This is a genomic window from Asanoa ishikariensis, from assembly GCF_900107455.1.
In the GTDB taxonomy this organism is placed as follows: domain Bacteria; phylum Actinomycetota; class Actinomycetes; order Mycobacteriales; family Micromonosporaceae; genus Asanoa; species Asanoa ishikariensis.
The window spans coordinates 1,543,089-1,568,499 of record NZ_FNQB01000003.1 but is presented as its reverse complement, the minus strand read 5'-3'; the positions used below and the strand labels follow the sequence as shown (position 1 = coordinate 1,568,499).

At 71.9% G+C, this 25,411-nt stretch carries 20 protein-coding genes and 1 pseudogene; 8 read left to right on the top strand and 13 right to left on the bottom strand.

Annotation, left to right across the window (positions count from 1 at the left end; all coding sequences use genetic code 11):
- Nucleotides 1-43: 43 nt before the first annotated feature.
- The 4 genes and pseudogenes from BLV39_RS31160 to BLV39_RS31145 all read right to left on the bottom strand — a co-directional run.
- Complete coding sequence (locus BLV39_RS31160) at nucleotides 44-2,584, bottom strand: ABC transporter permease (protein WP_090800202.1); 2,541 nt, start codon at nucleotides 2,582-2,584, stop codon at nucleotides 44-46.
- Nucleotides 2,584-3,339, bottom strand: a complete 756-nt coding sequence (locus BLV39_RS31155; RefSeq protein ID WP_239083865.1) for an ABC transporter ATP-binding protein — start codon at nucleotides 3,337-3,339, stop codon at nucleotides 2,584-2,586. Before BLV39_RS31155 ends, BLV39_RS31160 begins: the two co-directional genes overlap by 1 nt.
- A 171-nt stretch (nucleotides 3,340-3,510) precedes the next feature.
- Nucleotides 3,511-6,063 carry an ABC transporter permease gene (locus tag BLV39_RS31150; protein WP_090800200.1) on the bottom strand — a complete coding sequence of 851 codons (2,553 nt, stop codon included), beginning with the start codon at nucleotides 6,061-6,063 and terminating at the stop codon, nucleotides 3,511-3,513.
- 1,149 nt (nucleotides 6,064-7,212) lie between these two features.
- Nucleotides 7,213-7,950, bottom strand: a pseudogene (locus BLV39_RS31145) (ABC transporter ATP-binding protein); the annotation flags it as partial.
- 121 nt (nucleotides 7,951-8,071) lie between these two features.
- On the opposite strand from BLV39_RS31145, the gene BLV39_RS31140 reads away from it, so the two are divergent.
- Complete coding sequence (locus BLV39_RS31140; protein ID WP_090800199.1) at nucleotides 8,072-8,767, top strand: response regulator; 696 nt, start codon at nucleotides 8,072-8,074, stop codon at nucleotides 8,765-8,767.
- On the opposite strand, the gene BLV39_RS31135 is transcribed toward BLV39_RS31140, so the two are convergent.
- Entirely contained in the window at nucleotides 8,741-9,283 is a 543-nt protein-coding gene (locus BLV39_RS31135; protein ID WP_090800861.1) for a PadR family transcriptional regulator, read from the bottom strand. The genes BLV39_RS31140 and BLV39_RS31135 overlap by 27 nt on opposite strands.
- A 55-nt stretch (nucleotides 9,284-9,338) precedes the next feature.
- Between BLV39_RS31135 and BLV39_RS31130 the strand changes: the two genes are divergently transcribed.
- Both BLV39_RS31130 and BLV39_RS31125 read left to right on the top strand, forming a co-directional pair.
- Entirely contained in the window at nucleotides 9,339-10,115 is a 777-nt protein-coding gene (locus BLV39_RS31130; RefSeq protein ID WP_090800198.1) for an alpha/beta fold hydrolase, read from the top strand.
- Between the two features lie 50 nt (nucleotides 10,116-10,165).
- Nucleotides 10,166-12,379, top strand: coding sequence for a tetratricopeptide repeat protein (locus BLV39_RS31125; protein WP_143049961.1), 2,214 nt, complete (start codon nucleotides 10,166-10,168; stop codon nucleotides 12,377-12,379).
- Here the strand turns inward: BLV39_RS31125 and BLV39_RS31120 are convergent.
- Genes BLV39_RS31120 through BLV39_RS31110 form a run of 3 tightly spaced genes read right to left on the bottom strand, consistent with a single transcriptional unit; the run spans nucleotide 12,376 to nucleotide 14,545 of the window.
- Nucleotides 12,376-13,584 (bottom strand): hypothetical protein, encoded by a 1,209-nt coding sequence (locus BLV39_RS31120; RefSeq protein WP_090800196.1) that lies wholly within the window; start codon nucleotides 13,582-13,584, stop codon nucleotides 12,376-12,378. The genes BLV39_RS31125 and BLV39_RS31120 overlap by 4 nt on opposite strands.
- A 21-nt stretch (nucleotides 13,585-13,605) precedes the next feature.
- Nucleotides 13,606-13,926 (bottom strand): PadR family transcriptional regulator, encoded by a 321-nt coding sequence (locus tag BLV39_RS31115; RefSeq protein ID WP_090800195.1) that lies wholly within the window; start codon nucleotides 13,924-13,926, stop codon nucleotides 13,606-13,608.
- A gap of 25 nt (nucleotides 13,927-13,951) precedes the next feature.
- The gene (locus BLV39_RS31110) at nucleotides 13,952-14,545 is read right to left on the bottom strand and encodes a TetR/AcrR family transcriptional regulator (RefSeq protein ID WP_090800859.1); all 594 of its coding nucleotides are present in this window, start codon (nucleotides 14,543-14,545) and stop codon (nucleotides 13,952-13,954) included.
- Nucleotides 14,546-14,617: 72 nt separating this feature from the next.
- Here BLV39_RS31110 and BLV39_RS31105 point away from each other — a divergent pair, with 72 nt between their 5' ends.
- On the top strand, nucleotides 14,618-15,055 hold the full coding sequence (locus BLV39_RS31105; RefSeq protein ID WP_090800194.1) for a VOC family protein: 438 nt from the start codon (nucleotides 14,618-14,620) through the stop codon (nucleotides 15,053-15,055).
- Here BLV39_RS31105 and metH read toward each other — a convergent pair.
- From metH to BLV39_RS31085, 4 genes are all read right to left on the bottom strand, one after another.
- On the bottom strand, nucleotides 15,043-18,618 hold the full coding sequence (gene metH / locus BLV39_RS31100; RefSeq protein ID WP_239083901.1) for a methionine synthase: 3,576 nt from the start codon (nucleotides 18,616-18,618) through the stop codon (nucleotides 15,043-15,045). The genes BLV39_RS31105 and metH overlap by 13 nt on opposite strands.
- A 142-nt stretch (nucleotides 18,619-18,760) precedes the next feature.
- Nucleotides 18,761-19,303, bottom strand: a complete 543-nt coding sequence (locus BLV39_RS31095) for a hypothetical protein (RefSeq protein WP_090800192.1) — start codon at nucleotides 19,301-19,303, stop codon at nucleotides 18,761-18,763.
- Complete coding sequence (locus BLV39_RS31090; RefSeq protein WP_090800191.1) at nucleotides 19,296-20,117, bottom strand: ABC transporter permease; 822 nt, start codon at nucleotides 20,115-20,117, stop codon at nucleotides 19,296-19,298. Before BLV39_RS31090 ends, BLV39_RS31095 begins: the two co-directional genes overlap by 8 nt.
- Nucleotides 20,114-21,121: an ATP-binding cassette domain-containing protein gene (locus BLV39_RS31085; RefSeq protein WP_090800190.1), complete on the bottom strand. Its 1,008-nt coding sequence runs from the start codon at nucleotides 21,119-21,121 to the stop codon at nucleotides 20,114-20,116. Before BLV39_RS31085 ends, BLV39_RS31090 begins: the two co-directional genes overlap by 4 nt.
- Nucleotides 21,122-21,176: 55 nt before the next feature.
- Between BLV39_RS31085 and BLV39_RS31080 the strand changes: the two genes are divergently transcribed.
- The gene (locus tag BLV39_RS31080; protein ID WP_090800857.1) at nucleotides 21,177-21,719 is read left to right on the top strand and encodes an EXLDI protein; all 543 of its coding nucleotides are present in this window, start codon (nucleotides 21,177-21,179) and stop codon (nucleotides 21,717-21,719) included.
- A 14-nt stretch (nucleotides 21,720-21,733) separates the two neighbouring features.
- Here BLV39_RS31080 and BLV39_RS31075 read toward each other — a convergent pair whose 3' ends face one another.
- Entirely contained in the window at nucleotides 21,734-22,654 is a 921-nt protein-coding gene (locus BLV39_RS31075) for a RecB family exonuclease (RefSeq protein ID WP_090800189.1), read from the bottom strand.
- A gap of 115 nt (nucleotides 22,655-22,769) precedes the next feature.
- Between BLV39_RS31075 and BLV39_RS31070 the strand changes: the two genes are divergently transcribed.
- From BLV39_RS31070 to BLV39_RS31060, 3 genes are read left to right on the top strand one after another with little or no spacing between them, the layout of a single operon-like run.
- Nucleotides 22,770-23,876, top strand: a complete 1,107-nt coding sequence (locus BLV39_RS31070; RefSeq protein ID WP_090800188.1) for a M50 family metallopeptidase — start codon at nucleotides 22,770-22,772, stop codon at nucleotides 23,874-23,876.
- Nucleotides 23,873-24,838 carry a tRNA (adenine-N1)-methyltransferase gene (locus BLV39_RS31065; RefSeq protein ID WP_090800187.1) on the top strand — a complete coding sequence of 322 codons (966 nt, stop codon included), beginning with the start codon at nucleotides 23,873-23,875 and terminating at the stop codon, nucleotides 24,836-24,838. Before BLV39_RS31070 ends, BLV39_RS31065 begins: the two co-directional genes overlap by 4 nt.
- The gene (locus BLV39_RS31060) at nucleotides 24,835-25,410 is read left to right on the top strand and encodes a hypothetical protein (RefSeq protein ID WP_089252864.1); all 576 of its coding nucleotides are present in this window, start codon (nucleotides 24,835-24,837) and stop codon (nucleotides 25,408-25,410) included. The genes BLV39_RS31065 and BLV39_RS31060 overlap by 4 nt, the downstream gene beginning before the upstream one ends.
- The last annotated feature ends 1 nt before the right edge of the window (nucleotide 25,411 follow it).

Below are 25,411 nucleotides of genomic sequence, written 5' to 3'. Positions count from 1 at the left end.
CAGGTGCCCACCGCCTGACGGCGGCGGGCACCGCGTCCCCCGACTACTCGTGCGCGATGGCGCCGAGCACGTTGAGTCGTGCCGCCCGGATCGATGGCAGGATCGCCGCCACGACGCCTACCAGGGCCGCCACGCCCAGGTAGAGGACGATCGTCGACCACGGCAGCGTCAGGTCCGTGAAGCCCTCGTCGCGGAGCGCCCGGACGACCGCCGCGCCCAGGCCCGTGCCGACCACGACGCCCAGCAGCGCGCCGAACACCGAGATGACCACCGCCTCGACCGTGATCATCCGCATGGTCGCCGCGCGGCCCAGCCCGATCGCGCGGAGCAGGCCCAGCTCGCGGGTCCGTTCCATCACCGACAGGGCGAGCGTGTTGATGATGCCCAGCACCGCGATCAGGATCGCCAGGGCCAGCAGGATCTGGATCATGACGAGCACCTGGTCGAGCATGCCGCTCTGCTGCTGGGTGAAGGTGTCCTGGTCGATCACCGAGACCAGCGGGTTGTCGGCGACCAGCGCCTCGATCTTGGGCTGCACCGACGCGACCGCCGTGCCCTCGTCGAGCCGGACGAAGCCGAGCGACAGCGCGGGCTGCGTGAACTCCGCCATCGCCGCCGCCGGCAGCATGATCTCGCCGATCGACTTGTCCGTCGGCGCGATGCCGCTGACCGTGTAGCGGTGCTCGGCGCCCCGGGTGAGCTGCACGGTCAGCACCGAGCCGACCGACCAGTTGTGCTCCTTGGCCGCGTCCGCGTTGACGATCACCTGGTCCGGGCCCTGGGAAGAGATCGAGCCGGCCACCGCCGTGCTGCCGTAGATGCCGGGGATCGGCGCCGCGTCGGTCACGGAGGTGACGAATTGCTGCTCGCCGTCGACCGTGGCCAGGTCGCTGGCCACACCCACCACGTCACGGACGCCGGGTACGGCCTTGGCCTGGTCGACCACCGCCGGAGCGAAGGTCGGCGCGCGCGGGCCCGTCTGGGTGCCCTGGATGATGAGTTGGGCGTCGACCGACTCGACCGCGCCGGCGATGCTGGTCTTGGCCGACGAGACGATCACGCCGACGCCGGTGACCAGCGCGATGCCGACCATCAGGGCGGCGGCGGTGATCGCGGTGCGGCGCGGGTTGCGGCCGGAGTTGAGCCGGCCCAGCTTGCCCGGCACGGACCAGGAGAAGATCCGACCGAGCAGGCCGACGACCGGCCGGCTCAACACCGGGGTCAGCAGGGCGACGCCGATGAAGGTGAGCAGCACGCCGCCGGCGACCAGCATGATGCCGCCGTCCGCGTACAGGCCGACACCGAGCAGCGCCAGCGCGATCGCGGTGAGCACGCCGCCGATCCAGGTGATCTTCGTGAGCGGGCGGTCCGGGGTCGCCACGTCCGCCATGGCGGCGATCGGCGGGATCCGCGAGGCCCGCAGGGCCGGCATCACCGCGGCGATGACGGTCACGACCAGGCCGACCACGAAGGAGGCGATGATCGCGATCGGGGGCACGCCGAGCCCGGCCAGCGCCAGGCCGCCGGAGAACTTGCTGGCGAGGAACGCGAGCAGCGCGCCGACGCCGATGCCGGCGCCGAGGCCGATCACCGAGGCGATCGTGCCGACGATCACGGCCTCGGTCAGCACCGAGCCGATCACCTGCCGGCGGCCGGCGCCGATGGCCCGCAGCAGGGCCAGCTCCTTGGTCCGCTGGGCCACCACGATCGAGAAGGTGTTGATGATCAGGAAGATGCCGACGAACAGCGCGACACCGGCGAAGCCGAGCAGGATGTTGTTGAAGAAGCCCAGGGCGCTCTTGAGGCCCTGCGCGTCGTCGGCCGCGGCTTCCGTGCCCGTGCGCACCGTGTAGTCGGCGCCGAGCGCCGACGCCACCTGCTGCTTGAGCGCCTCGGGGCTCGTGCCGTCGGTGGCCCGCACGTCGATGCTGCTGAACACGCCCGGCTCGCCGAGCATCAGCCGCTGTGCCACGGGTTCGGTGAACGCGACCTCGTTGACGCCGCCGAGGCTGTCGCGGTCGCCGCTGTAGCCGAACGTGCCCACGATCGTGAACATCCGCTGCTTGGCGTCGAGGGTCAGCACACCGACCTGGTCGCCGACCTTGACCTTGCCGGCGGTGGCGAGGCCGACGTTGACCGCGATCTCGTCGTCGGCGGTGGGTCCGCGACCCTCACGGAGCTGGGTGAGCTCGTTCTCGCCCATCCAGTTCTCGCCGAGCTGCGGCGGCCCGAACGACCCGACGGCCTTGCCGTTGCTGCCGATCATGGTGGCGCCGTCCGCGGCGATCACGCCGCGCGCCTGCGCCACGCCGGGCAGCGCGGACACCGTGGTGATCGCGGACTGCGGGATGTTGGACGGCACCGGCTCGCCGTCCAGCTCGTCGATCTCGACCTTGGCCTTGCCGGCCACGGTCACGTCGGTCTGCGAGTAGACGTCCGAGAAGATCGAGTCGAAGGAGCGGGACAGCGTGTCGGTGAGCACGAACGAGCCCGCGACGAACATGACGCCCAGGACGACAGCCAGGCCCGACAGGACCAGGCGGACCTTGCGGGCGAGCAGGCTCTTGAGGGTGGCGCGCAACATCAGCGCGTCACCTCGGCCGGCGCGTCGAGCTTCTTCATGCGGTCGAGCACCATGTCGGGAGTCGGGCTGTGCAGCTCGTCGACCACGGCGCCGTCGGCGAGGAAGATGACCCGGTCCGCGTACGAGGCGGCCACCGGGTCGTGGGTGACCATGACGATGGTCTGCCCGTACGTCTTCACGGAGTCCCGCAGGAAGCCCAGCACGTCGGCGCCGGACTTGGAGTCGAGGTTGCCGGTCGGCTCGTCGGCGAAGATCACCTCGGGACGGGCGACCAGCGCCCGCGCGCACGCCACCCGCTGCTGCTGGCCGCCGGAGAGCTGGGCCGGCCGGTGGCCGAGCCGGTCCTGGAGCGCCACCGTCTTGATCACGGTGTCGAACCAGGCGTCGTCCGGCTTGCGGCCCGCGATCGACAGCGGGAGCAGGATGTTCTCCTTGGCGGACAACGTCGGCAGCAGGTTGAACTGCTGGAAGATGAAGCCGACCTTGTCGCGCCGCAGCTTGGTCAGACCGGCGTCGCCGAGCCCCGTGACCCGCGTCTCGCCGATGTGCACCTCACCGCGCGTCACCGAGTCGAGCCCGGCCAGGCAGTGCATGAGCGTCGACTTGCCGGAGCCGGACGGCCCCATGATCGCGGTGAAGACACCCCGCTGGAAGGTCACGCTGACCCCCCGCAGCGCGATCACCTCCGCTTCGCCGCTGCCGTACACCTTCCACACGTCGTCCGCACGGGCCGCCACCGGATCGCTGGCCGTCACCTGGTTCCCCCTCGTAAACAGGTCATGGTCCGGCCGGACCAGGACGGTCCGGCCGGCAGCTTCCATGCTGGGGGACGGGGTCAACCGGTTTCGTCAGCCGCACGACGGAGGACCTGCGGATTTTCTGATACGGGTAACCCGTACCCCACCTCAGGGTTTGTCCCCGAGTCCTTACTCGTACGCGATGGCCTGGAGGACGTTGAGCCGTGCCGCGCGGATCGCGGGCAGGACCGCCGCGATCGCTCCGGCGACGATGGCGAGGGCCAGCGTGATCAGCAGGTAGCCCCAGGGCACGGTCAGTGACAGGAACTCGTCGCCGAGCGCGGCCACGATCGCCACGCCGAGGCCGACCCCGATCACGATGCCGAGCAGCGCGCCGAAGACCGAGATCAGCACCGACTCGACGGTGATCATCCGGCCGACCTGGGCGCGGCTCATTCCGACGGCGCGGATCAGGCCAAGCTCCCGGGTGCGCTCGAAGACCGACAGCAGCAGCGTGTTCACCACGCCGAGGACCGCCACGATGATCGTGAGCGCCAGCAGCGTGTTGACGATGCCGAGCAGGATGTCGACGAAGTTGTTGGCCTGGTCGATGAGCTGCGACTGGTCGTTGACGGTGACCTCGGGGTTGTTGGCGAACAGGCGATCGAGCTCCGCGCGCACCTGGGGGACCTGGCTGTCGTTCGCCACCTGCACGAAGCCCTGCTGCGCGAACGGCGATCGGAACCCGCCCGCGTCGGCGCTGCTGATCAGCGAGCTGGAGATCGCCTGGTTGGGCTTGAAAATGCCGACCACGTCGAGGGTGACCGGCGTGGCGCGGGCCGTCCGCATGGTCACCTGGTTGCCGACGCCGAGGTGCAGGGCGTCCGCGGTGTCCTGGTCGACCAGCATCTCGCCGGGGTTGAGCTCGCGGACGTTGCCGGCCACCTGCTTCAGGTTGAAGATCGTCGAGGCGGCCTGCGCGTCACCGGCCAGCACGAACCGGTCGCTGCCGTTGAGGTTCACGGTGTCGGTACGCAGCGCGACCGCCGCCGACACGCCCGGCAGCGCCGCCATCGTCTGCTCGAGCTCGGGCGGGAAACCGGCGTTCGCGCCCGGCCCCTGGCTGAAGCTGGTGGTCACGGCGAGCTGGGCGTTGACGTCCCGCTCGAACGCGTTGCTGATGCCGGCCTTGGCGGACTGCGCGAATACTCCCGCGCCGGTGGCCAGCGCCACCCCGATCATCAACGCGGCGGCGGTGACGGCGGTCCGGCGCGGGTTCCGGCCGGTGTTGCGCGCGCCCAGGCGCCCCGGCACCGACCAGGCGAACGCCTTGCCGGCCGCGGTGGTCAGTGGGCGGCTGATGATCGGCGCGAGCAGCGCGACGCCGAGGAAGCACAGCGCGGCGCCGATCCCGAGGGTCAGCCACGTGGGCAGGTCACCGACGTGCGCGACGCCGAGCCCGAGCAGCAGCCCGCCGCCGGCCAGGATCACCGCACCGGCGATGGTGAGCCGGGTGAGCGGCTTGTCCGGGGTGACCGCGTCGCGCATGGCGGCGATCGGCGGCACCCGGCTGGCCCGCAGCGCCGGGATCAGCGCCGCCACGACCGTGAAGGCGGTGCCGACGGCGAGGGTCGTGAGCACGGCGTACGCCCGCACGACCACGCCGCTGACCGGCAGGCTCGCGTCGATGAACGACTGGAGCGCCTTGTTGAGGATGTAGCCGACCAGGATGCCCAACCCCAGCCCGACGATGCTGGCGGCCAGCCCGAGCAGCACCGACTCCAGCAGGACCGACCGGTTGACCTGGCCACGGCTGGCGCCGAAGGAGCGGTAGAGAGCCAGCTCCCGGGTCCGCTGCGCCACCAGCATCGAGAACGTGTTGAAGATCAGGAAGGCGCCGGTGAACATGCCGATCAGCGCGAACACGACGAGGCCGGTCTTCAGGATGTTGACGAAGCTGGACGTCGCGCTCTGCTGCTCCTGCGCGACCTGCGCCCCGGTCCGCACCACGTCGTCGGGCAGCGCGGCCGCGATCCGGTCCCGCAGCGTGTCGTTGCTGACCCCGGCGGCGGCGGTGACGTCGAGGCTCGTGAACTTGCCGGGCGCGTTGAGCAGCACTCGCTGTGCCTGCGGCAGCGTGAACGCGACGGTTGTCTCGCCGGCCAGCGAGGGCCGGTCGCCGGGAAAACCGAAGATCCCGACGATGGTGTACGGCGTCGGCGGCTCGAGCGTGATCACGTCAGCGGTTTGCCCGAGCCCGAACCCGCTGTCCGTCGACAGCCCCTGGTTGATGGCGATCTCGTTGGCGGCCTGCGGCGGGCGACCCTGCCGGAGCTGGATCAGCGGGTCATCGTTCTGCCAGGCGATGCCCTGCTGCGGCGGCCCGTTGCCACCGACCACCTTGCCGTCCGTGCCGATCAGCCGGGCGCCCGCGGAGTAGACGCCGGGCGTCACCTTCGCCACCCCGTCGACCTTCTGGACGGTGTCGACATCCTGCTGGTCGAGCAGCGCGGTCGGGGTGCCGAGCTGCGCGTTCTGGCCGCCGGGGGTGGTGTCCTGGGCGGTGACCTCGACGTCGATGTCGCGGTTGACGGTGGAGAAGAGCGCGGTGAAGCCTTGCGCGAACGTGTCACCGGCGACGAACGCGCCCGACATGAACATCGTGCCGAGAATGACAGCGAGCGCTGACAGGGCGAGCCGCAACTTGTGCGTGAGCAGCCCGCGCAACATGGACCGGAACATGCCCCGCACGTCTCCCTAGCTGTGTTCGTCCACGATGGACTCTGTGTCGTCCCCGGCGTCGGCCGTGGGTTTGGTCTTGCGCGGTGCGGTCCGCTTGGCCGCCTTGCGCGGCTTGACGTTTCCTGGCTCGGGCGGCGCGTCGGTCGTCTCCGCCGCGCTCTGCTCCGGCTGGCTGGGACCTTTGGTCGGCCGACCCTTCGGCGGGTGAGTGGCGGCGGGCCGCTGCACGGCCTTGCGGCGCGTCGTGGTTCGCCGCTCGCCGACCTCGATACCGGCCCGCACACCCGCCGCCTCCGCGTCCCCGCCGGCCACGGACGCTTGTGCGGTTGTGCCCTGCACCGCCTGGCCGGGCGTCGCCTGCCCAACCTGGGCGATCTGCCCGGGCGGCGCTGCCTGGCCGGTCTGGCCCGGCGCTGCTTGGTCGGTCTGGCCTGGCGCTGCTTGGCCGGTCTGGCCCGGCGGTGCTTGGCCGGTCTGGCCCGGTGTTGCCTGGCCCGTCTGGCTGGGTGGTGCGTGGCCCGCTTGGCCCGGTGGTTCGGCGCTCGTCTGGCCCGGCGGTGCCGCATCTGTCGGACGGGTTCGACTCGGTTCTGGAGCGCCCGCAGGGCGCGCGTTCGGGCCTGATGGCGCGGTGCCGGGTGCCGGCGCGGCGCTACCCGGTTCCGGTTTTGCCCTGCCCACGGCGCGGGTGCCGCGTCGCGGCCGCTCCGCCGGGTCCTGTTCGGACTCGGCCGGGCGCCGCCGGCGGGGCGTAGTCGGCCCGTCCGGGTCACGCCGGGTTCGCGGGACCGGCTCGGCGGGCGGACCCTGCGGCACGGGGCCGACGGTCGGCGGAGTCGCCTGGGTGGGCGCCGTGGGTTGTGGAGCGGCGGTCAGGGTCGACGGAGCCGTGGAGGTCAGTGTCGCGGTCGGGCCGTTGTCCGCCGCGAACAGCCGAAAGCCCTGCGCCGACCCTGGCCGGTCCGAAACCCGCGCCGACGGGTCGCGGGTGCCACCGCCCGGCTCGGTGCCGCCCTCCATCCGGGGCGGACCACCCGGGCCACCACCGACCGGGGGTGGTCCAGGATGCGGCGTACGCCCGGTCGGGTCGGTGGTGCCCCGGCTCTCGTGCGGAAGGCCGACGGCCGGTCCCGGGCCGCGCGGTCCCTCGTCGATCGTGCGCATGCGGTCGAGGACCGCGTCGGCGGTGGGTTCGAGGATCTCGGCGACCACGGCGCCGTCGGCGAGGAACAGGACGCGGTCGGCGTACGACGCGGCGACTGGATCGTGGGTGACCATGACGATGGTCTGGCCGTGCGTGCGTACCGACTCGCTCAGGAAGCCCAGGACGTCGGCGCCGGAGCGCGAGTCGAGGTTGCCGGTCGGCTCGTCGGCGAAGATGACGTCGGGTCGGGCGACCAGCGCCCGGGCGCAGGCGACCCGCTGCTGCTGGCCGCCGGAGAGCTGCGACGGGCGGTGGCCGAGCCGGTCGCCGAGGCGGACGGTGTCGATCACGGTGCGGTACCACTCCGGGTCCGGCTTGCGCCCCGCGATCGACAGGGGCAGCAGGATGTTCTCCTCGGCCGTCAGCGTCGGCAGCAGGTTGAACTGCTGGAAGATGAACCCGATCTTGTCTCTCCGCAGTCGGGTCAGGCCCGCGTCGCCCAGGCCGGTCACCTTGGTGCCGCCGACGTAGACCTCACCCCGGCTCACCGAGTCGAGCCCGGCCAGGCAGTGCATCAGCGTCGACTTGCCGGATCCGGACGGACCCATGATGGCGGTGAACTTCCCGCGTTCCAGGTCGACACTCACGTCGCGGAGCGCGACGACCTCGGTCTCGCCGGCCCCGTACACCTTCCACACCTGGACGGCCCGCGCGGCCGGTCCGGTCACGGCAGTCGTGGTCACGTCTCCCGATCTTTCCTCAGCTACCCGAGATAAGCGGACATTTACCGAGTAAACACCCAGCCGCGTTCGGGTGGAGCCGGGGGAGCGGGACGAAGCGGCGGTACGGGAAGATGACGGGTGAATGCTTAAGGGGGCAAGGGTGGCTGACGACGCACGGCCGGTCCGGGTGCTGCTCGCCGACGACCAGCCGCTGCTGCGCACCGGGTTCCGCCTGGTCCTCGGCGCCCAACCCGACCTCGACGTGGTCGGCGAGGCCGGCGACGGTGCCGAGGCGGTCAGCCTGGCCCGCCGCCTGCTGCCCGACGTGGTGCTGATGGACGTCCGGATGCCGAGGATGGACGGCGTGGCCGCCACCCGCGCGATCGTCGAGGCCCGGCTGCCGGTCCGGGTCCTGGTGCTGACCACCTTCGACCTGGACGAGTACGTGGTGGGCGCGCTGCGCGCCGGCGCCAGCGGCTTCCTGGCCAAGGACATCCCCGCCGACGACCTGGTGACCGCGATCCGCACCGTCGCCGCCGGCGAAGCGGTCGTCGCTCCCCGGATCCTCAAGCGCCTGCTGGACCGCTTCGCCGCCGCCCTGCCCGACCCGCACGAGACCACCACGCCGGCCCTGGCGACGCTCACCGAACGGGAGCGCGAGGTGCTGGTCCAGGTCGCCCGCGGACTGTCCAACGCCGAGATCGCCCGCAAGTTGACGGTCAGCGAGACCACGATCAAGACCCACGTGGGCCACGTCCTGACCAAGCTCGGCGTCCGCGACCGCGTCCAGGCGGTCGTCCTCGCGTACGAGTCAGGCCTGGTCCGTCCCGGCGCCTGACAGAGTCACCAGCGTCTCGCGGAGCCATTTCAGCTCGGTACGCGTCGTCGCGGTGGCGATCGCGAACAGGCCCTGCCGGAAGTGGTCGTCGAAATCGGCCGCGCGCAACGGCCGGTCGCCGTCCCAGAAGAAGCTGGCCGGCTGGGTGAGGAAGTGCAGCCGGCGCCGCAGCACCGCGGCCTGTGCGGGCGGGTCGGCCAGGTGCCGCAGGAAGGCGAGCAGGACGAACCACCGGTTCTCGTCGGTGATGTACAGCTCGTCGGGGTCGCGCAGCCGGTCGAGCAGCGCGGTGCGGCCCGCGGCGGTCAACGACAGCATGTGTCGGGGCGCGGCGATCTGGCCGGGCTCGAGCTCGCGGGTGAGCAGCCCGCCGGCCTCCATGCGCTTGAGCAGCGGGTAGAGCGTGCCGTCGGCGATCGGGCGCACGTGCCCGGTCAGGGCCGCGATGCGCTTGCGCAGGTCGTAGCCGTGCAACCGCTCGTCGTAGAGGAACCCGAGGATCGCGAGGTCCAGCATGACCTGGACCATACCTCCTTGCCGAGATACCTCGAAGTCTAGGTATGCTCCGATCATGCACAGCGCTCCGGTACTTCCCGACGGTTCCCGCCTCCGCTGGGCGGAGCTCCCCGGCGCCGAACCCACCCGCGTCTACCTCCACGGCCTCGGCGCGAGCTCGGCGCCGTACTACGCCGAGGCCGTCGCACACCCGGCCCTGAGCGGCCACCGCTCACTTCTGATCGACATGCTGGGCTTCGGGATCAGCGACCGGCCGGCGGATGCCACGTACACCTTGGAGCAGCACGCGGACGTCCTGGCCCACGCCCTGGACCAGGCCGCGGTCGGTGCGGCCGACGTCGTCGCGCACAGCGCGGGCGGCACGGTGGCGATCACCCTGGCCGCCCGCCACCCCCGGCTCGTCCGACGCCTCGTGCTCGTCGATGCTCCGCTGGACCCCGTGCATCCCCTGCCGACGGTCAAGCGCCCGGGCAGCTCGGGCATCGGCGTCTACCGCACCGAGGAGGAGTTCCTCGACCACGGCTGGGCCGAGACGCTGGAGTTCGTCGGACCCGAATGGGCGGCCACGATGCGCCAGGCCGGCCCGGCCGCGCTCTATCGCACCGCCGTCAACCTCCTGCGCGGCACGGTGCCCACGACCCGGGAGCGGCTGGCCGAGCTGACGATCCCGCTCACGTTCCTGCACCCGGCGGCCGACGGCCGGCGCTACGACGCCGACCTGCTGGCGGCGGCCGGCGTGGCGGTGACGGCCATTCCCGACTGTGGACACAACATCATGCTCGACAACGTCGAAGGCTTCGCCGTGGCGGTCGCGACCGCGCTGCGCGACTGACGGCCCGCGCGGCCTCGGCGCGGAACACCGGACCGGATAGGGTGTGCCGCGTGGGGGACGGATCGGTGCGCGTGGATCCGGTGGGGGAGTTCTGTGCCGACCTGCGGCGCCTGTGGAAAGCATCGGGCCGCGACCTGCCGAGCGTCGCCCGTGAGGTGCGGATCAGCCGGGCACAGCTCTACGCGATCCTCGGTGGAGAGATCCGGCGTCCGCCCGACTTCGGGGCGCTCGTGCGCCCGCTCGTGCTCGCCTGTGGCGCCACCGACGCCGAGCTCGCCGACTGGCGGCGGCGCCACGACGTGCTTGTCGGCGTCCACGAAGGACTCCGGCACCGGCCCGAACCGCGCACGGCCGGGCCGAACCAGCTTCCCGCCAGGACCGGTGAGTTCGCGGGCCGGACAGCGGCGCTCGCCAAGCTTGACGCCGCGACCGCTCCGGTCGTCGTCGTGGCGGGGCCGCCCGGGGTCGGCAAGACCGCGCTCGCCGTGCACTGGGCTCACCGCGAGGCCGCGAGCTTCCCGGACGGTCAGCTCTATGTGGACCTTCGGGGGTACGCCCGCGACGTGGTCGACCCGGCCGACGCGGTCCGGAGTCTGCTCGACGCGCTCGGTGTGCCACCGCACGAGGTGCCGGTCGATCGTGACGCGCGCTTCGCCCGGTTCCGCAGTCTCGCCACCGGTCGCCGGATGCTCGTCGTCCTCGACAACGCCCGCGACGCCGACCAGGTGCGCCCGCTGCTGGCCGGCAGTTCTGCCGTACGCACGCTGGTCACCAGCCGCAATCCGTTGACCGCCCTCGTCGCCGCGGCGGGTGCGACCCCGGTCGCCCTCGACCTGCCGGGCGAGGCGGAGGCCGCCGAGCTGCTGCGGGCGCGGCTGGGTGACCGTGAGGCCAGCGCGGTGGACGACGCGGTGAAAGCGTGCGGGCGGCTTCCGCTCGCGCTCGCGTTGGTGGCGGCGCGGGTGCGGCAGACGGGGTTCCCGCTGGCCGTCGCCGCCGCCGAGTTGCGCCAGCCCGGTTCGGGGGCGTTCGCCGAGCTGCGGGCGGTGTTCGCGTGGTCGTATCAGGGGCTCAGTCCCGCCGCCGCCCGGCTGTTCCGGCTGCTGGGCCTCACCGCCGGCCCGGACATCGCCGTCGACGCGGTGGCCGCGTTGGCCGGGACGCACGATGCCCGCGCGATCCTGGGCGAGCTGGTCGACGCCGGGCTGCTGGTCGAGCACCGGCCGGGCCGCTACCTGATGCACGACCTGCTGCGGGACCACGCCGGTGAGCTCGCCCGCGAGGGAGACGATGCCAAGGAGCGGCGGGCCGCGCTGACCCGGCTGCTCGACTTCTACACGAGCACCGCGCACGAGGCCGACCGCGTGTTGAACCCGTCCCGCGCACCGATCCCGCTGCCGGTCGCGGCGGGCAACGGCGATCTCCCGTACGAGAAGGCACTGGCCTGGCTCGACGCGGAGCGGTCGGTGCTGCTGTCGGCGCTGCGCCAGGCCCGCGACGACGGGCTCGACCGGCACGCGTGGCAGCTCGGCTGGGCGCTGGACACGTACCTCTTCGAGCGGCGCCGCTTCGACGACGAGGGCGCCGCCTGGTTCGTGGCGCTGCGGGCCGCGACCGCGCTGGTCGACCGGGCCGCAGCGGCGCACGCCCACCGCTTCCTCGGCGCGGTCGCCGGGCGGCTGGAGCGCTTCGCCGAGGCGTACGGGCACATGCGCGAGTCGATGGAGCTCTGCCGCGCGGCCGGCGACCGGGCGGGTGAGGCGGAGACCGAGTTCGTGCTGTCGTACGTGTGCTGGCTCCAGGCCGACCAGGGCCGGGCGCTGGAGCACATCGAACGGTCGCTGCTGCTGTGGTCGGACCTGAACGAGCCGAGCTGGGAGGGCCGGGCGGCCATGGCGGTCGGTTGGTACCGCGCGCAGCTCGGTGACCACCTCGCCGCTGTGACGTTCTACGAGCGGGCCATTGCCGTGCAGCGGGCGGCCGGCGACCGCGCCAACGAGGCGATCACCCGCCAGGGCCTCGGCCACTCCCGGCTCGCGCTGGGCGCGCACGCGGCGGCGGCCGAGCAGTTCGAGCTCGGCCGGGCGCTGGCCCGCGAGCTCGGCGACCCGGTCCTCGAGGCTCAGTACGCCAACCACCTCGGCGACGTGCACCGGGCCCTGGGCGATGCCGACGCGGCCCGGGAGTGCTGGGAGTACGCCCGCGAACGGCTCGCCCGCGTCGGTCACCCCCAGACGGCCGACGTCGCACGAAAGCTCGGCTAAGCGGCCACGCGGCGGCGGTGCAGGCGGCCTAGGGCCGCGCCGATCGCCGCACCGTTGGCGACCGCCGCCGTCCAGGCGACAAGCATGCTGACCAGGAACTCCGGGCGAAGTAGGTCACGGACCGCCGACTGCCAGTCGGGTGGCACGGCGTCGCCGGTGGTCAGGTAGCCGGCCCGCTCGTTCGCCCAGACCACCGCCTCGGGGATGCCGACCAGGAGCACCGCTACGAGGGCAGCGAAGCCCGCCAGCGCGCCGGCGCGCAGGCCGGTGCCGAAGGAGCGGGTGCGCCAGGCCGTGGCGAGCGCGACGGCCAGCAGCAGGGCGTTCGGGACCGTCGTCCAGAAAACGAGGACGCCTCCCCGGCCGTGTGCGAGTGACCAGCGCGAGGCCGCCAACGACACGGCCGCGACGACGAGCAGCACGCCGGCGGCACCCAGCCAGGCGCGACGCGACGCTCCCGATCGGAGTGCGGCCCACGCTCCGCCGAGGGCGAAACCGCGCCGCTCCTTCGGCGGGTCGATGACCGCCAACTCGGCGCGCAGCGCCGCACCCCAGGCGGATCGGCTCTCGGGCAGGCCGGCGGTGGTCAGGTCGAGCAGGAGTTGCCAACTGTCGCGCACCGGGTGCCTGGCGTCCGCGTTGGCGCCGAGGGAAGCGCCGATGACCGGCCACGGGGCGGCCCAGATCAGCGCGGCCAGGAAGATGGTGAACGGTGCCAGCAGGTCGCCCGCGCCGAGGTTCGGGACGACCGGAAAGCCGCTCGGGTCGGCCCGGTAGCTGGCCAACAGGGGCAGGTGGGCGGCCGCGCTGCCGGCGGCGATGGTGACGAGCGCCAGCAGCCCGGCGACGGTCCCGGCACCGAACCCGCGAGCCCGGGACACGGCGGCCGCGGCCGCGGCGCTGAGCCCGGCACAGGCGAGCGCGGCGGCCGGGCCGAGTACGAAGGCCAGCAGCGCCACGTCGAAGCCCCAGCGCGAGCTGTTGGGGACGGCGGCGAGGTAGCCGCGTTCCAGGCCGAAGGTGAGCGCCGCGGCGACGACGGCGAGCGCGACCAGCCCCGGCCAGACCGGTTGCGCGGTCCCGGACCGCAGCGCGGCCCGGGCGCCGAGCGCGCCGGCTCCGGCCTGTGGAAGTCGGATCAGGTGGAGCACGAGCGCGAGCAGTGGCGCCAACCCCAGCACCACGAGGAGAACCACGGCGAGCATCGGCTGCCTCCGGACGGTGTCTCAGATGGTCCCGGGCGCGAGCCGGGGTGCGGTTGCGCCGTCGTTGGCCCGCGCGGGCGCGGAGACGGCGCGGGCGAACTCGGCGCCCGCGGTGCTGAGCCGGTAGAGGTGCCGGGCCGGACGCCCGCGCGGCGGGTCGGTCTCCCACGAGGTCTCGACGTGCCCGCGCTCGGTCAGGCGGATGAGGATCGGGTAGACCGTGCCGGCCTTGAGCCCGAGGGCACGGCACAGGTCGTAGCCGTGGCTCCAGCCGTCGCCGGCCTCGGCGAGGGCGGCGAGCACGGCCACGGTCTGCGGCGACGGACGTCGTACACGTACCATCGCACTAATATCTACCTAGATAGAGTTAGTGCGCAAGGGCCAGTTTCCGGGCCGCGTCGCGGGCGCGGCGTTGGGTGGCCGCCAAGGCCGCAGTAGGTTCGCCGAAGATGCCCTCGGCGAGGAACGCCGCGAAGCCGTGGGCGGCGGCGCCGATGGTGTGGATGAGGTCGTCCTGTGCGGCGATTTCAGGCGTGAGCTGGGCCGCGGGGCCGCGCAGGAGGCGCAGGACGCGGTCACCGGCCTCCGCCAGCGCCGGGTAGCGCTGTTTCTCGAGTCCCGCGGCGAAGGTGATCTCGAAGAGGGCCTTGTTCTCGGCCGCGAACGCGACGTAGGCGGCGGCGAACGCGGCTAGCTGGTCGGCCGGGTCGGACTCCGCGGACATCGCGGCCTGGAACAGGTCGTGCTGCCGTTCGTACCCGGTGCGGGCCAGCTCCGCCAGCAGCGCGTCCTTGTCGGCGAAGTGCTTGTAGGGCGCGGCGACGCTGACACCGGCCCGGCGACTGGTTTCGGCCAGGGTGAAGCCCTGGGCGCCGCGCTCGGCAACCAGCTCGAGGGCGGCCCCGAGCAGGGCGTTGCGCAGGTCGCCGTGGTGCAGGCCGGTGGGGCGGGAGGTCGGCATGAGCATCAGGGTAGCCGCTCATGGTTAATGGCGCTAACCTGGTTAATGGCTTTAACCACCTTAGGAGGAACCATGCCGAACTTCGTCTTCGACCACGTCGGGCTCTCGGTCGCCGATCTCGACGCCCAGCGCCGTTTCTACGCTGACGCCCTCGGTCTCACGGCGGTCGAGGAGACCGTCGACATGCCGGCGGCCCAGGTCCGCTCGGTCATCCTGCGCGCCGCGGACGGGCTCAAGATCGAGCTGATCGAGCGCGGCGGATCGGAGCCGCAGGAGTTCACCGACCCGTTCGACGGCGCCGCCACGCAGGGCTACTTCCACTGGGCCGTCTACGTCGACGACCTCGACGCGGCCTATGACCGCCTACTGCGTGCCGGTGGGCGGGCGGTCTCCGCGCCCGCTGCCGCGGCGCGACCGGGCATGCGCTTCGCGTACGTCAAGGACCCGGAGGGCAACCTGCTCGAGCTCATCCGCCCGGCACCGGACCACGCCACCGCTCAGGCGTCGTAGGCCAGGTTGGGGCGCAGCCAGCGTTCGACCTCCTCCACCGTCATCCCGCGCCGGGCGGCGTAGTCGGTGATCTGGTCCTTGGCCAGGCGGCCGACCGTGAAATAGCGCGACTCGGGGTGCTGGAAGATCAGGCCGCTGACCGCGGCGGCCGGGGTCATCGCGTACGACTCGGTCAGTCCCACCCCGATCGTGTCGGTGCCGAGCAGCTCGAACAGGTCCTTCTTCTCGCTGTGGTCAGGGCTGGCCGGGTAGCCGAGGGCAGGCCGGATGCCGCGGAACCGCTCCGCGTGCAGGTCCTCCAACGCCGGCGACGCGTCCGGCTCGAACCAGTCGCGGCGGGCCCGCAGGTGCAGGTACTCGGCGAACGCCTCGGCCAGCCGGTCGGCCAGCGCCTTCACCATGATCGCCTTGTAGTCGTCGTGCTCGGCCTCGTAGCGCGCGGCCAGCGCGCCGGCGCCGTGGATGCCGAGCGCGAAGCCGCCCAGGTGGTCGCCGCTCGGCGCGACGTAGTCGGCCAGGCAGCGGTTGGCCCGCCCGGCCGGCTTCTTCGTCTGCTGGCGCAGCATCGGGAAGCGCACTCCGCCCTCGAGCACGATGTCGTCGCCCTCGCTGTGCGCGCCCCAGAAGCCGTACAGGCCGCGGGCCTCGAACGAGCCGTCCGCGATGATCGTGTCGAGCAGCGCGTTGGCGTCGTCGTAGAGCTCGCGGGCGACCGGCTGCTCCAGGATGGCCGGGAACTTGCCCTTCAGCTCCCAGGCCAGGAACAGGAACTGCCAGTCGACCAACTCGCGCAGCTCGGCGATCGAGGGCCGCACCTCGCGGACCCCGGTGAACTCCGGCACCGGCGGAGCGTCGAAGGAGACCGCCTCGCCGTTGGCCCGCGCGGCTTCGAGGGTGAGCATCGGCTGGGCGTGCCGGTTGGCGTGCTGCTCGCGCAGCCGCTCCTGATCGACCCGGTTGGCCTCGTCGAGCTTCACGGCCCGGTCGGCGTCGAGCAGGTCGGACACCACGCCGACGACCCGGGAGGCGTCGAGCACGTGCACCGTCGAGCCCTCGTAGGCCGGGGCGATCCGCACCGCCGTGTGCTGCCGGGACGTGGTCGCCCCGCCGATCAGCAGCGGCACCGTGAAGCCGCGGCGCTGCATCTCGGCGCCTACCGCGACCATCTCGTCGAGCGACGGGGTGATCAGGCCGGACAGCCCGATGACGTCGGCCTGCTCGGCGATCGCGGTCTCCAGGATCTTGGCGGCGGGCACCATCACGCCGAGGTCGATCACCTCGTAGTTGTTGCAGCCCAGCACCACGCCGACGATGTTCTTGCCGATGTCGTGCACGTCGCCCTTGACCGTGGCCAGCACGACCTTGCCCTGGCCACGGACGTCCTCGGTGCGGCCCTCCAGCCGGGCCTGCTCCTTCTCCTTCTCCATGTAGGGCTCGAGATAGGCCACCGAGCGCTTCATGACCCGGGCGCTCTTGACCACCTGGGGAAGGAACATCCGGCCGGAGCCGAACAGGTCGCCGACGACCTTCATGCCGTCCATCAGCGGGCCCTCGATGACGTCGAGCGGCCGGGGCAACTGCTGCCGGGCCTCCTCGGTGTCGTCCTCGATGAAGTCGACGATGCCGTGCACCAGCGCGTGCGAGAGCCGCTCCTCGACGGACGCCTCGCGCCACGACAGGTCGACCGTGCGCCGCGTGCCCTCGCCCTTGACGGTGGCGGCGAACTCGACGAGGCGGTCGGTCGCGTCCGGCCGCCGGTCGAACAGCACGTCCTCGACGAGCTCCAGCAGGTCGGCGGGGATGTCCTGGTAGACCGCGAGCTGGCCGGCGTTGACGATGCCCATGTCGAGCCCGGCCCGCACCGCGTAGAAGAGGAACGCCGAGTGCATCGCCTCGCGGACCACGTCGTTGCCGCGGAACGAGAACGACAGATTCGAGATGCCGCCACTGGTACGCGCGCCCGGGCACCGCTCCTTGATCAGCGGGAGTGCCTCGATGAACGCCTTGGCGTACCCGTTGTGCTCGGCGATGCCCGTCGCCACGGCCAGCACGTTCGGGTCGAAGATGATGTCCTCGGGAGCGAAACCGGCCTTCTCGACCAGCAGGTCGTACGCCCGGCCGCAGATCGACACCTTGCGGTCGCGGGTGTCGGCCTGGCCCTGCTCGTCGAAGGCCATCACGACCACGCCGGCGCCGAAGCCGCGGATCCGTCGGGCCTGCGCGAGGAAGGACTCCTCGCCCTCCTTGAGGCTGATCGAGTTGACGACGCCCTTGCCCTGCACGCACTTGAGGCCGGCCTCGAGCACGGTCCACTTGGAGCTGTCGACCATCACCGGGATGCGGGCGACCTCGGGCTCGGTCGCGATCAGGTTGAGGAAGGTGGTCATCGCCTGCTCGCTGTCGAGCAGGTCGGCGTCCATGTTGACGTCGAGCAGGTTGGCGCCGCCGCGCACCTGGTCGAGGGCCACGGCGACGGCGCCCTGGTAGTCGTCGGCCTCGATCAGCCGGCGGAACCGGGCCGAGCCGGTGACGTTGGTGCGCTCGCCGATCATCACGAAGCCCGTGTCGGGGCCGATCGCGAAGGGCTCGAGGCCGCTGAAGCGGGTGGTGGCCTTCGGCGGGGCGACGTCGCGCGGCCGGGCGTCGCGCACCGCCGCCGCGATGCGGGCGATGTGCGCGGGGGTCGTACCGCAGCAGCCGCCCACGATGTTGACCAGCCCGGCGCCGGCGAACTCGCCGATCAGCTTGCCGGTCTCCGCCGGGGCCTCGTCGTAGCCGCCGAACGCGTTGGGCAGACCCGCGTTGGGGTGGGTCGCGACGAAGGTGTCGGCGATGCGAGCGAGCTCGGCCACGTGCGGCCGGAGCTCCGCCGCACCGAGCGAGCAGTTGGCGCCCACGACCAGCGGCCGGGCCTGCTCGATCGACCGCCAGAACGCCTCCACGGTCTGCCCGGAGAGGGTGCGCCCCGACATGTCGACGAACAACGAGATCCAGAGCGGCAGGTCGGGGGCCACCTCGTGGGCCGCGGCCAGGGCCGCCTTCGCGTTCAGCGTGTCGAAGATCGTCTCGATCAGCAGCAGGTCGACGCCGCCCTCGGCCAGTGCCGCGATCTGCTCCGCGTACGACGCTTTCACCTGGTCGAAGGTGACCGCCCGGAAGGCCGGGTCGTCGACCTTGGGCGAGAGCGAGAGGGTGACGTTGAGCGGCCCGACCGAACCGGCCACCAACCGGCCGCCCGCTTCGTCGGCCGCCTGGCGGGCCAGGCGGGCGCCCTGGACGTTCATCTCGCGAACCAGCGACTCCAGGCCGTAGTCGGCCTGGCCGATGCTGGTCGCGGTGAACGTGTTGGTCGTGGTGATGTCCGCGCCGGCGGCCAGGTACTGCCGGTGGATGTCGAGGATCAGGTCGGGCCGGGTCAGGTTGAGCAGATCCGGGTCGCCGGTGACGTCCTGCGCATGATCGGGGGAGACCACACCGCCGACCCGATAGTCCTCGGGTGTCAGCTCGGCCGCCTGGATCATCGTGCCCCAGGCACCGTCGAGCACCAGGACCCGCTCGCTCAGCAGACGTCGTAGCTGCGCAGTGCTTTCCATACCGACCACCTCCGAATAAACGGAGGCGACCTTGGGTGTTTCCCGGACGAGCGTGGCGGGGCGGACCCCGTTGCAGCGCCTCTCGTCTCGGACCGATAACGCTACCCGACTTTCATTTCGCGTCGGAGCGGGCGTCGAAAACGAAGTCCATGGCCTCTTCGATCCGTCGGACGACGACCGGATCCGGGCTCCAGCCGCCGCGCAGGGTGCGGATCGTCGCCCGGGACAGGTAGCACTGCCGGGCCAGGTCCTGGTCCGAGACCCCGCGTACGTCCATCAGGATGCGGATGATCGCGGCGAACGGATCCGGCTCGGGCTCTCCCGCGGGCGTCGTGCCCGGCCCGATGACCACGTCACCGATCTTGGCCTGGAACCGGACCAACCGGTCGTCCTGGAGGCGGATCCGTCCTACGAACGGCAGGGGATCCGCGCCGGCCTGCCCCAGCACGGTGACCTCGTCGAAGCCCGAACCGACGGTCTTGGCGGCGCTTGGCTTGACGGCCTCCACGCGGGTGACGCGCCAGGCCGGGTTCCACCACGGCAGCTCGTCCAGCAGTTCGTTGAGGAAGGGGATCAGGACCGCTTCCGTCCCTTGGTCCAGCGCCGAGAGCACGTCGGCGCTCAGCGCCCGGGCGGGACGCTCGTCCTCAGGCACGGCGGAAGGCGCGGACGGCGAGCGCCACGAAGATGACGAGGAGCCCGGCGAGCCAGGCCAGGGTCTGCAGCGCCGGGGCGGTCGCCGACGGGCCACCGATGGTGAGGGAGCGCACGGCGTCGACGCACAGGCTCACCGGATTGACCTCGGAGAAGGCGCGGACCGCCGCGGGCATCGACTCCGTCGGCACGAACGCCGACGACGCGAAGGTCAGCGGGAACACCCAGATGAAGCCGGCGGACTGGGCGGTCTCCGGGTTCTTGACGGACAGCCCGACCCAGGCGCTGATCCACGAGAACACGTACGAGAAGGCGATCACGAGCAGGAACGCCGCGGCGAGCCGCCAGGCCGGCTGCGACGGGCGGAACCCGACCAGCAGGCCCACGGCGGTCATCACGATCAGGGTCAGCACGTTCGTGACGGCGTCGGCGGCGGTGCGTCCGAACAGGACGGCGGACCGGGCCATGGGCAGCGACCGCAGCCGGTCCACGACACCCGTCGAGAGGTCCTCGGTCAGCCCGATGCCGGTGACCATCGCGCCGAACACAGCGGTCTGCACGATGATCCCGGGCATCAGGTAGTTGACGTAGGAGACCGACCCGGTGTCGATCGCGCCGCCGAAGATGTAGCGGAACAGCAGGACGAAGATGACCGGCTGGACGAACGAGAAGACGATGTACGTGGGTCGGCGCAGCGTCTTGCGTAGCTGCCGTGTCGCCATCACCCGGCTGTCCCGCAGGATTCCCGCGAGCGACAGCCGCTGCCGCCCGCCGCGGTCCACGAGTCCTACGCGGCGCACCGTGGTGTCGGTCATGCGGTCTCCTCCTCGCCGGTCGCGGCGGTGTGGCCCGTCAACGACAGGAACACGTCGTCGAGGCTGGGCTGGGTCAACTGGATCACCGACACGTGCAGGCCGTGGCCGTCCAGGCGGCGCACCGCCTCGGCCGAGGCGTCCGGTCGGACCACCCGCAGGGTGAGCTCGTCGTCGGCGGTGTCGACGCTGGTGCCGGGCGCGGCGAGGTCCGCGAGCAACGGCTCGGCCGCGGCCACGGCGCTGGCGTCGTCAAGGCGGATCCGGAGGACGTCGGTGCCGGCCTCGGCCTTCAGTTCGGCGGGGGTTCCTTCGGCGATCACCTTGCCGGCGTCGATCACCGCGATGCGCTGGGCCAGCCGGTCGGCCTCGTCCAGGTACTGCGTGGTCAGCAGCACCGTCGTGCCGGCGTCGCGTAGCTCGTCGACGATCGCCCACAGCTCCAGCCGCGACCGCGGGTCGAGGCCTGTGGTGGGCTCGTCGAGCAGCAGCACGGGCGGGCGCCCGGTCAGGCTCGCCGCCAGGTCGAGGCGCCGGCGCATACCGCCGGAGTAGGTGCCGACCCGCCGGTTCGCGGCGTCCGCCAGGTCGAACCGGTCGAGGATTTCCGCCGCCCGGCGGCGCGCCTCCGCGCGCGGCAGCCGGTAGAGCTGGCCGACCATCTCCAGGTTCTCCCGACCGGTCAGCTCCGCGTCGACCGCGGCGGACTGCCCGGCCAGCCCGATCATCAAGCGCACCGCCAGCGGTTCACGGACGACGTCGTGACCCAGCACGCGGGCGTGCCCGCCGCCCGGGCGCAGCAGTGTCGACAGCACCCGCACCAGCGTCGTCTTGCCCGCACCGTTAGGGCCGAGCAGCCCGAACACGGTGCCGGGCGAGATGGTGAGGCTCAACCCGTCGAGGGCCTTCACCGCGCCGTACGACACGGCGAGATCTTCGACCTCCACCGCCGCGACGACGTCGCCGACCGTCGTGGGAGGCCGCGACGCGACGCTTCGTTCTGTCATGTACGTAGTAATATACGTATAGACACCCCGCTGTCCAGAGGTCAAGGTGAATCTCGTGCCCAACAAGACGATCTATGTCGCCGACGACGACCTGCCGTTGCTGCGACGCGCCCAGGAACTCGTCGGCGGCACCCTGTCGGCCACGATCGTCACCGCGCTCCGCCGGCTCATCGAGGTCGAGGACGCGAAGCGGTCCGGGTTCGAGGAGATCACCGTCAAGGTCGGCGTCGGGCGTGCGGGGATCAAACGCTTCCTCGGCACCGCCCTGGGCGAGTGGACCTCGTCCACCGAGCAGGGCTCCGAGACGTACTCGCTGTTCCGGACCAGCCGGGGCCGGTTCGCCGTGCATCACGACCGGTCGGAGCTACAGACCCCGGTCGGCCCCAACGCGGAACGGTCCAGGAAGTGGTCTACCGGCTGGCGGGGCTGGCTCGGTGACTGGTCGCCGGACCAGGCCTGGATGCGAACACCCGCCCAGGCCACGTTCTCGGTCGTCGACACCCCGGAGGAGCTCGAACCCCTGCTGCCCCCGGAGCTGTACGCGATAGCCCTACACACCATCCACGACGACCCGATCGTCGAAGACCTCGACATCTGACCCGCCCCGGGGGGCTAGTCGTCGGCTCCTGGGGTCACGACCTCGACGGCGTCGCGCTGGCGGGGTGCCGGGTATGGCGGGGGCGTGCCGCCGAACGACGGGCACAGCGCCTGGTGCGCGCACCAGCCGCACAGGCGGCTCGGTTTCGGTTGGAACTCCTTGGCGGCCTTGGCCCGCTCGATGGCCTGCCACAGCGCGAGCAGGGTGCGTTCGAAGCGGGCCAACTCGTCGGCGTCCGGTGAGTAGTCGCAGATCTCCTGGTCTTTCAGGTAGAGCAGGCGCAGCACCCGCGGCACGACGCCGCGGGTGCGCCATAGGACCAGGGCGTAGAACTTGAGCTGGAAGAGCGCGCGGGCTTCGAAGGCCTCGCGGGGCGCGCCGCCGGTCTTGTAGTCGACGACCCGTAGGTCGCCGTCGGGGGAGACGTCGAGCCGGTCGATGTAGCCCCGGATCAGTAGCTGGTCGTCGACCAGGGCGCTGATCAGCGTCTCGCGCTCGGCGGGCTCCAGCCGGCGCGGGTCTTCCACCGTGAAGTAGCCGGCCAGCAGCGCCCGGGCCGACGCCAGGAAGTCGTCGGTGGTCCACGGGCGGACGACGTCGACCGCGGCGTCGGGCACCAGCGCCGGGGGGCCGTCCTCGAACAGGCCGGCCAGGTCGGGCGCCTCCTCGACCATCCGGGACCACTGGGGTGCCACGAGGTCGGCGGCCGCGTCGGCGGTGCGGTCGGCGGCGGGTAGGTCGAACAGCCTCTCCAGCACCGCGTGCACCAGGGTGCCGCGGGCCTGGTCAGGGGTCTGGGTCTCGGGGAGGCGGTCGATCGTGCGGAAGCGGTAGAGCAGCGGGCAGGTCTTGAAGTCGGCCGCACGGGACGGGGACAGCGTGGGATGAACCGGCGCCTCGTCGTGCGGTTCGATGGACACAGCCTGCGTTGTCATGCCTCAGACGCTAAACGAGGGGTACGACGAATCCGCGCCGGCGGGTCGTGTCGATAGCATCGATACGATGGCAGACAACGCGAGCGGTGATGATCGCCCCGAGCGGCGACCCGGCATGGTGGTCGGGCGCCTCTGGGGTGTCCCGCTCTACCTCAATCCTTCGGTACTCCTGCTCGCGGCGCTGATCACGCTGCTCTACGGCAACTTCGTCCGGCAGCAGCTCGACCTGAGCGTCCCTGCCGGTTACCTGGTCGGCTTCGGCTTCGTCGTCTGCCTGCTGCTCTCCGTCCTGCTCCACGAGCTCGGCCACGCGATCACCGCTCGGCGTTTCGGCATCGGAGTGAAAGGGATCACGCTGGAGCTGCTCGGCGGCTACACCGAGATGGACCGCGACGCGCCGAACCCCCGGGTCGACCTGCTGGTCTCGCTCGCCGGGCCGGCCGTCTCCCTGGTGCTCGGCGCCGGCGCGGTGGGGATCACCCTGGCGCTGCCCGACGGCACGCTCTGGAACGAGCTCAGCTTCCAGGTGGCGTTCAGCAACATCGTGGTGGCGATCTTCAACGTGCTGCCGGGCCTGCCGCTGGACGGCGGCCGGGCCCTGCGCGCCGTCGTCTGGTGGATCTCCAAGGACCGCCACATCGGCACGGAGGTGGCCGGCTGGGTCGGTCGCGGGCTCGCGGTCGCGGTGGCGATCACCGTCGCGGCGCTGGCGTACTTCGACATCCTGTCGCTGTTCGGCCTGGTCTTCATGCTGCTGATCGCGCTGACCCTGTGGCAGGGCGCCGGCCAGAGCATCCGGTTCGCCCGGATCAGCCGGCGGTTCCCGCTCATCGACCTGCGCCGGCTGGCCCGGCCAGTGTTCACGGTGCGCAGCGGCACGCCGCTGGCCGAGGCACAGCGGCTGGCGCTCGCCGCCGGCAGCCAGGACTACGTGCTGGCCACGGCGGACTCCTCGGGGCGCCTGGTCGGGCTGGTCGAGAAGGCCGCGGTCGAGGCCGTACCCCTGGAGCGCCGACCCTGGGTGAGTGTCGACACCGTGGCCCGTGGCATCGACGGCGTGCCCACGATCCCGGTCGGTATGAGCGGCGATCAGGTGATCACGACGGTTCAGCGGAACCCGGGCTCGCAGTACCTGGTCACTTCGGGCGAAGATGTGGTCGGTGTGCTGCGCCTATCAGACCTCGCGCAGCTGCTGGAGCCCAACGGAAAGACGAGGACGTGAACCCGACCACCACGACAGAGTCCGAACCCGACATCACCCCGAGCAATCGGGGGCCGTTCCGGGTCGGCGAACGGGTCCAGCTCACCGACCCCAAGGGTCGCATGCACACCGTCACGCTCGAGCCGGGCCGCGAGTTCCACACGCACCGCGGCGCGCTCGCCCACGACGCGATCATCGGCCTGCCCGACGGCTCGGTGGTCCGCTCCGCCGGCGGCACCGATTATCTGGCCCTTAGGCCGCTTTTGTCCGACTACGTGCTGTCCATGCCCCGCGGCGCTCAGGTGATCTACCCGAAGGACGCCGGCCAGATCATCACGATGGGCGACATCTTCCCCGGCGCCCGCGTGCTGGAGGCCGGTGCCGGCTCCGGTGCCCTGGCGAGCTGGCTGCTGCGCGCGGTCGGCCCGTCCGGTGACCTCGTCTCGTACGAGCTCCGCGAGGACTTCGCCGCCATCGCCCGCAAGAACGTCGAGGCCTTCTTCGGCGGCCCGCACCCGGCGTGGACCCTGCGCAACGACGACGTGCTGAGCTGCACCGACACCGGCTTCGACCGGATCATCCTCGACCTGCTGGCGCCGTGGGACGCGGTCGACCTGATCTCCCGCGCGCTGGTGCCGGGCGGCGTGTTCATCGGCTACGTCGCCACCACCACGCAGCTCTCCGACCTGGTCGAGGCGCTGCGCGAGAAGGGTGGCTTCACCGAGCCGCGCGCCTGGGAGTCGCTGGTCCGGGACTGGCACGCCGAGGGCCTGGCCGTGCGCCCCGACCACCGCATGATCGCGCACACGGCGTTCCTGGTGTCGGCGCGCAAGCTCGCGCCGGGCGTGATCGCCCCGCCGCGACGGCGGAAACCCTCCAAGGGCGCAGAGGCCTATGCGATACGCAAGGCCGCGTCCCGGGCAGCGGAGGAGCAGCTGGGCAACGGCGCGGCCGACGCCACGCCGCAGGACGAGCCTAGATGAGCCGGCCCTCGTTCGGCGGCGGCAACGACCTGCCCGCCGTCTTCCCGGACTGGTCCCCGTACCCCGACCTGGACTCCGCCGCCCGGGCCTACCTGCGCGACCCTGACGTCGCGCTGGAGGCCCTGGGCGGCGTGCTCAACGGCGCCACGGTCGTGTGCTTCACGCTGGAGCGGTTCGTCAACGAGGTCAACGGCGTGTGGCAGGAGGTCGTGGTCTGCGACGGCAGCCGCCTCGTGCTCTGGCACGGAGAGGACGTGCCGCCCACCGACGGCCCGGCCGGCTCCATGACGTCGTCGCTGCGGGTCGTGCCGCTCTCGACGGTCACCGAGGTGGGCTGCCGGCGGCGGCTGTCCCGGTCGCCGAGCGGCCAGGCGCGCACCGACTCGATCGACGTCTACCTGCTGCTCAGCTCGATGGACGAGGCCGGAGCGGGCGACGAGGGCGCCCAGGCGCCCCGACACGACGCGCTGCGGTTCGGCAAGACGCTCGACGACGGGGGAGCGGGGCAGATCGCCCGCCTGGAGGATTTCGCCCGGCTGGTCGCCTCGCTGGTCGGCCGTCCCACTCTGTGAG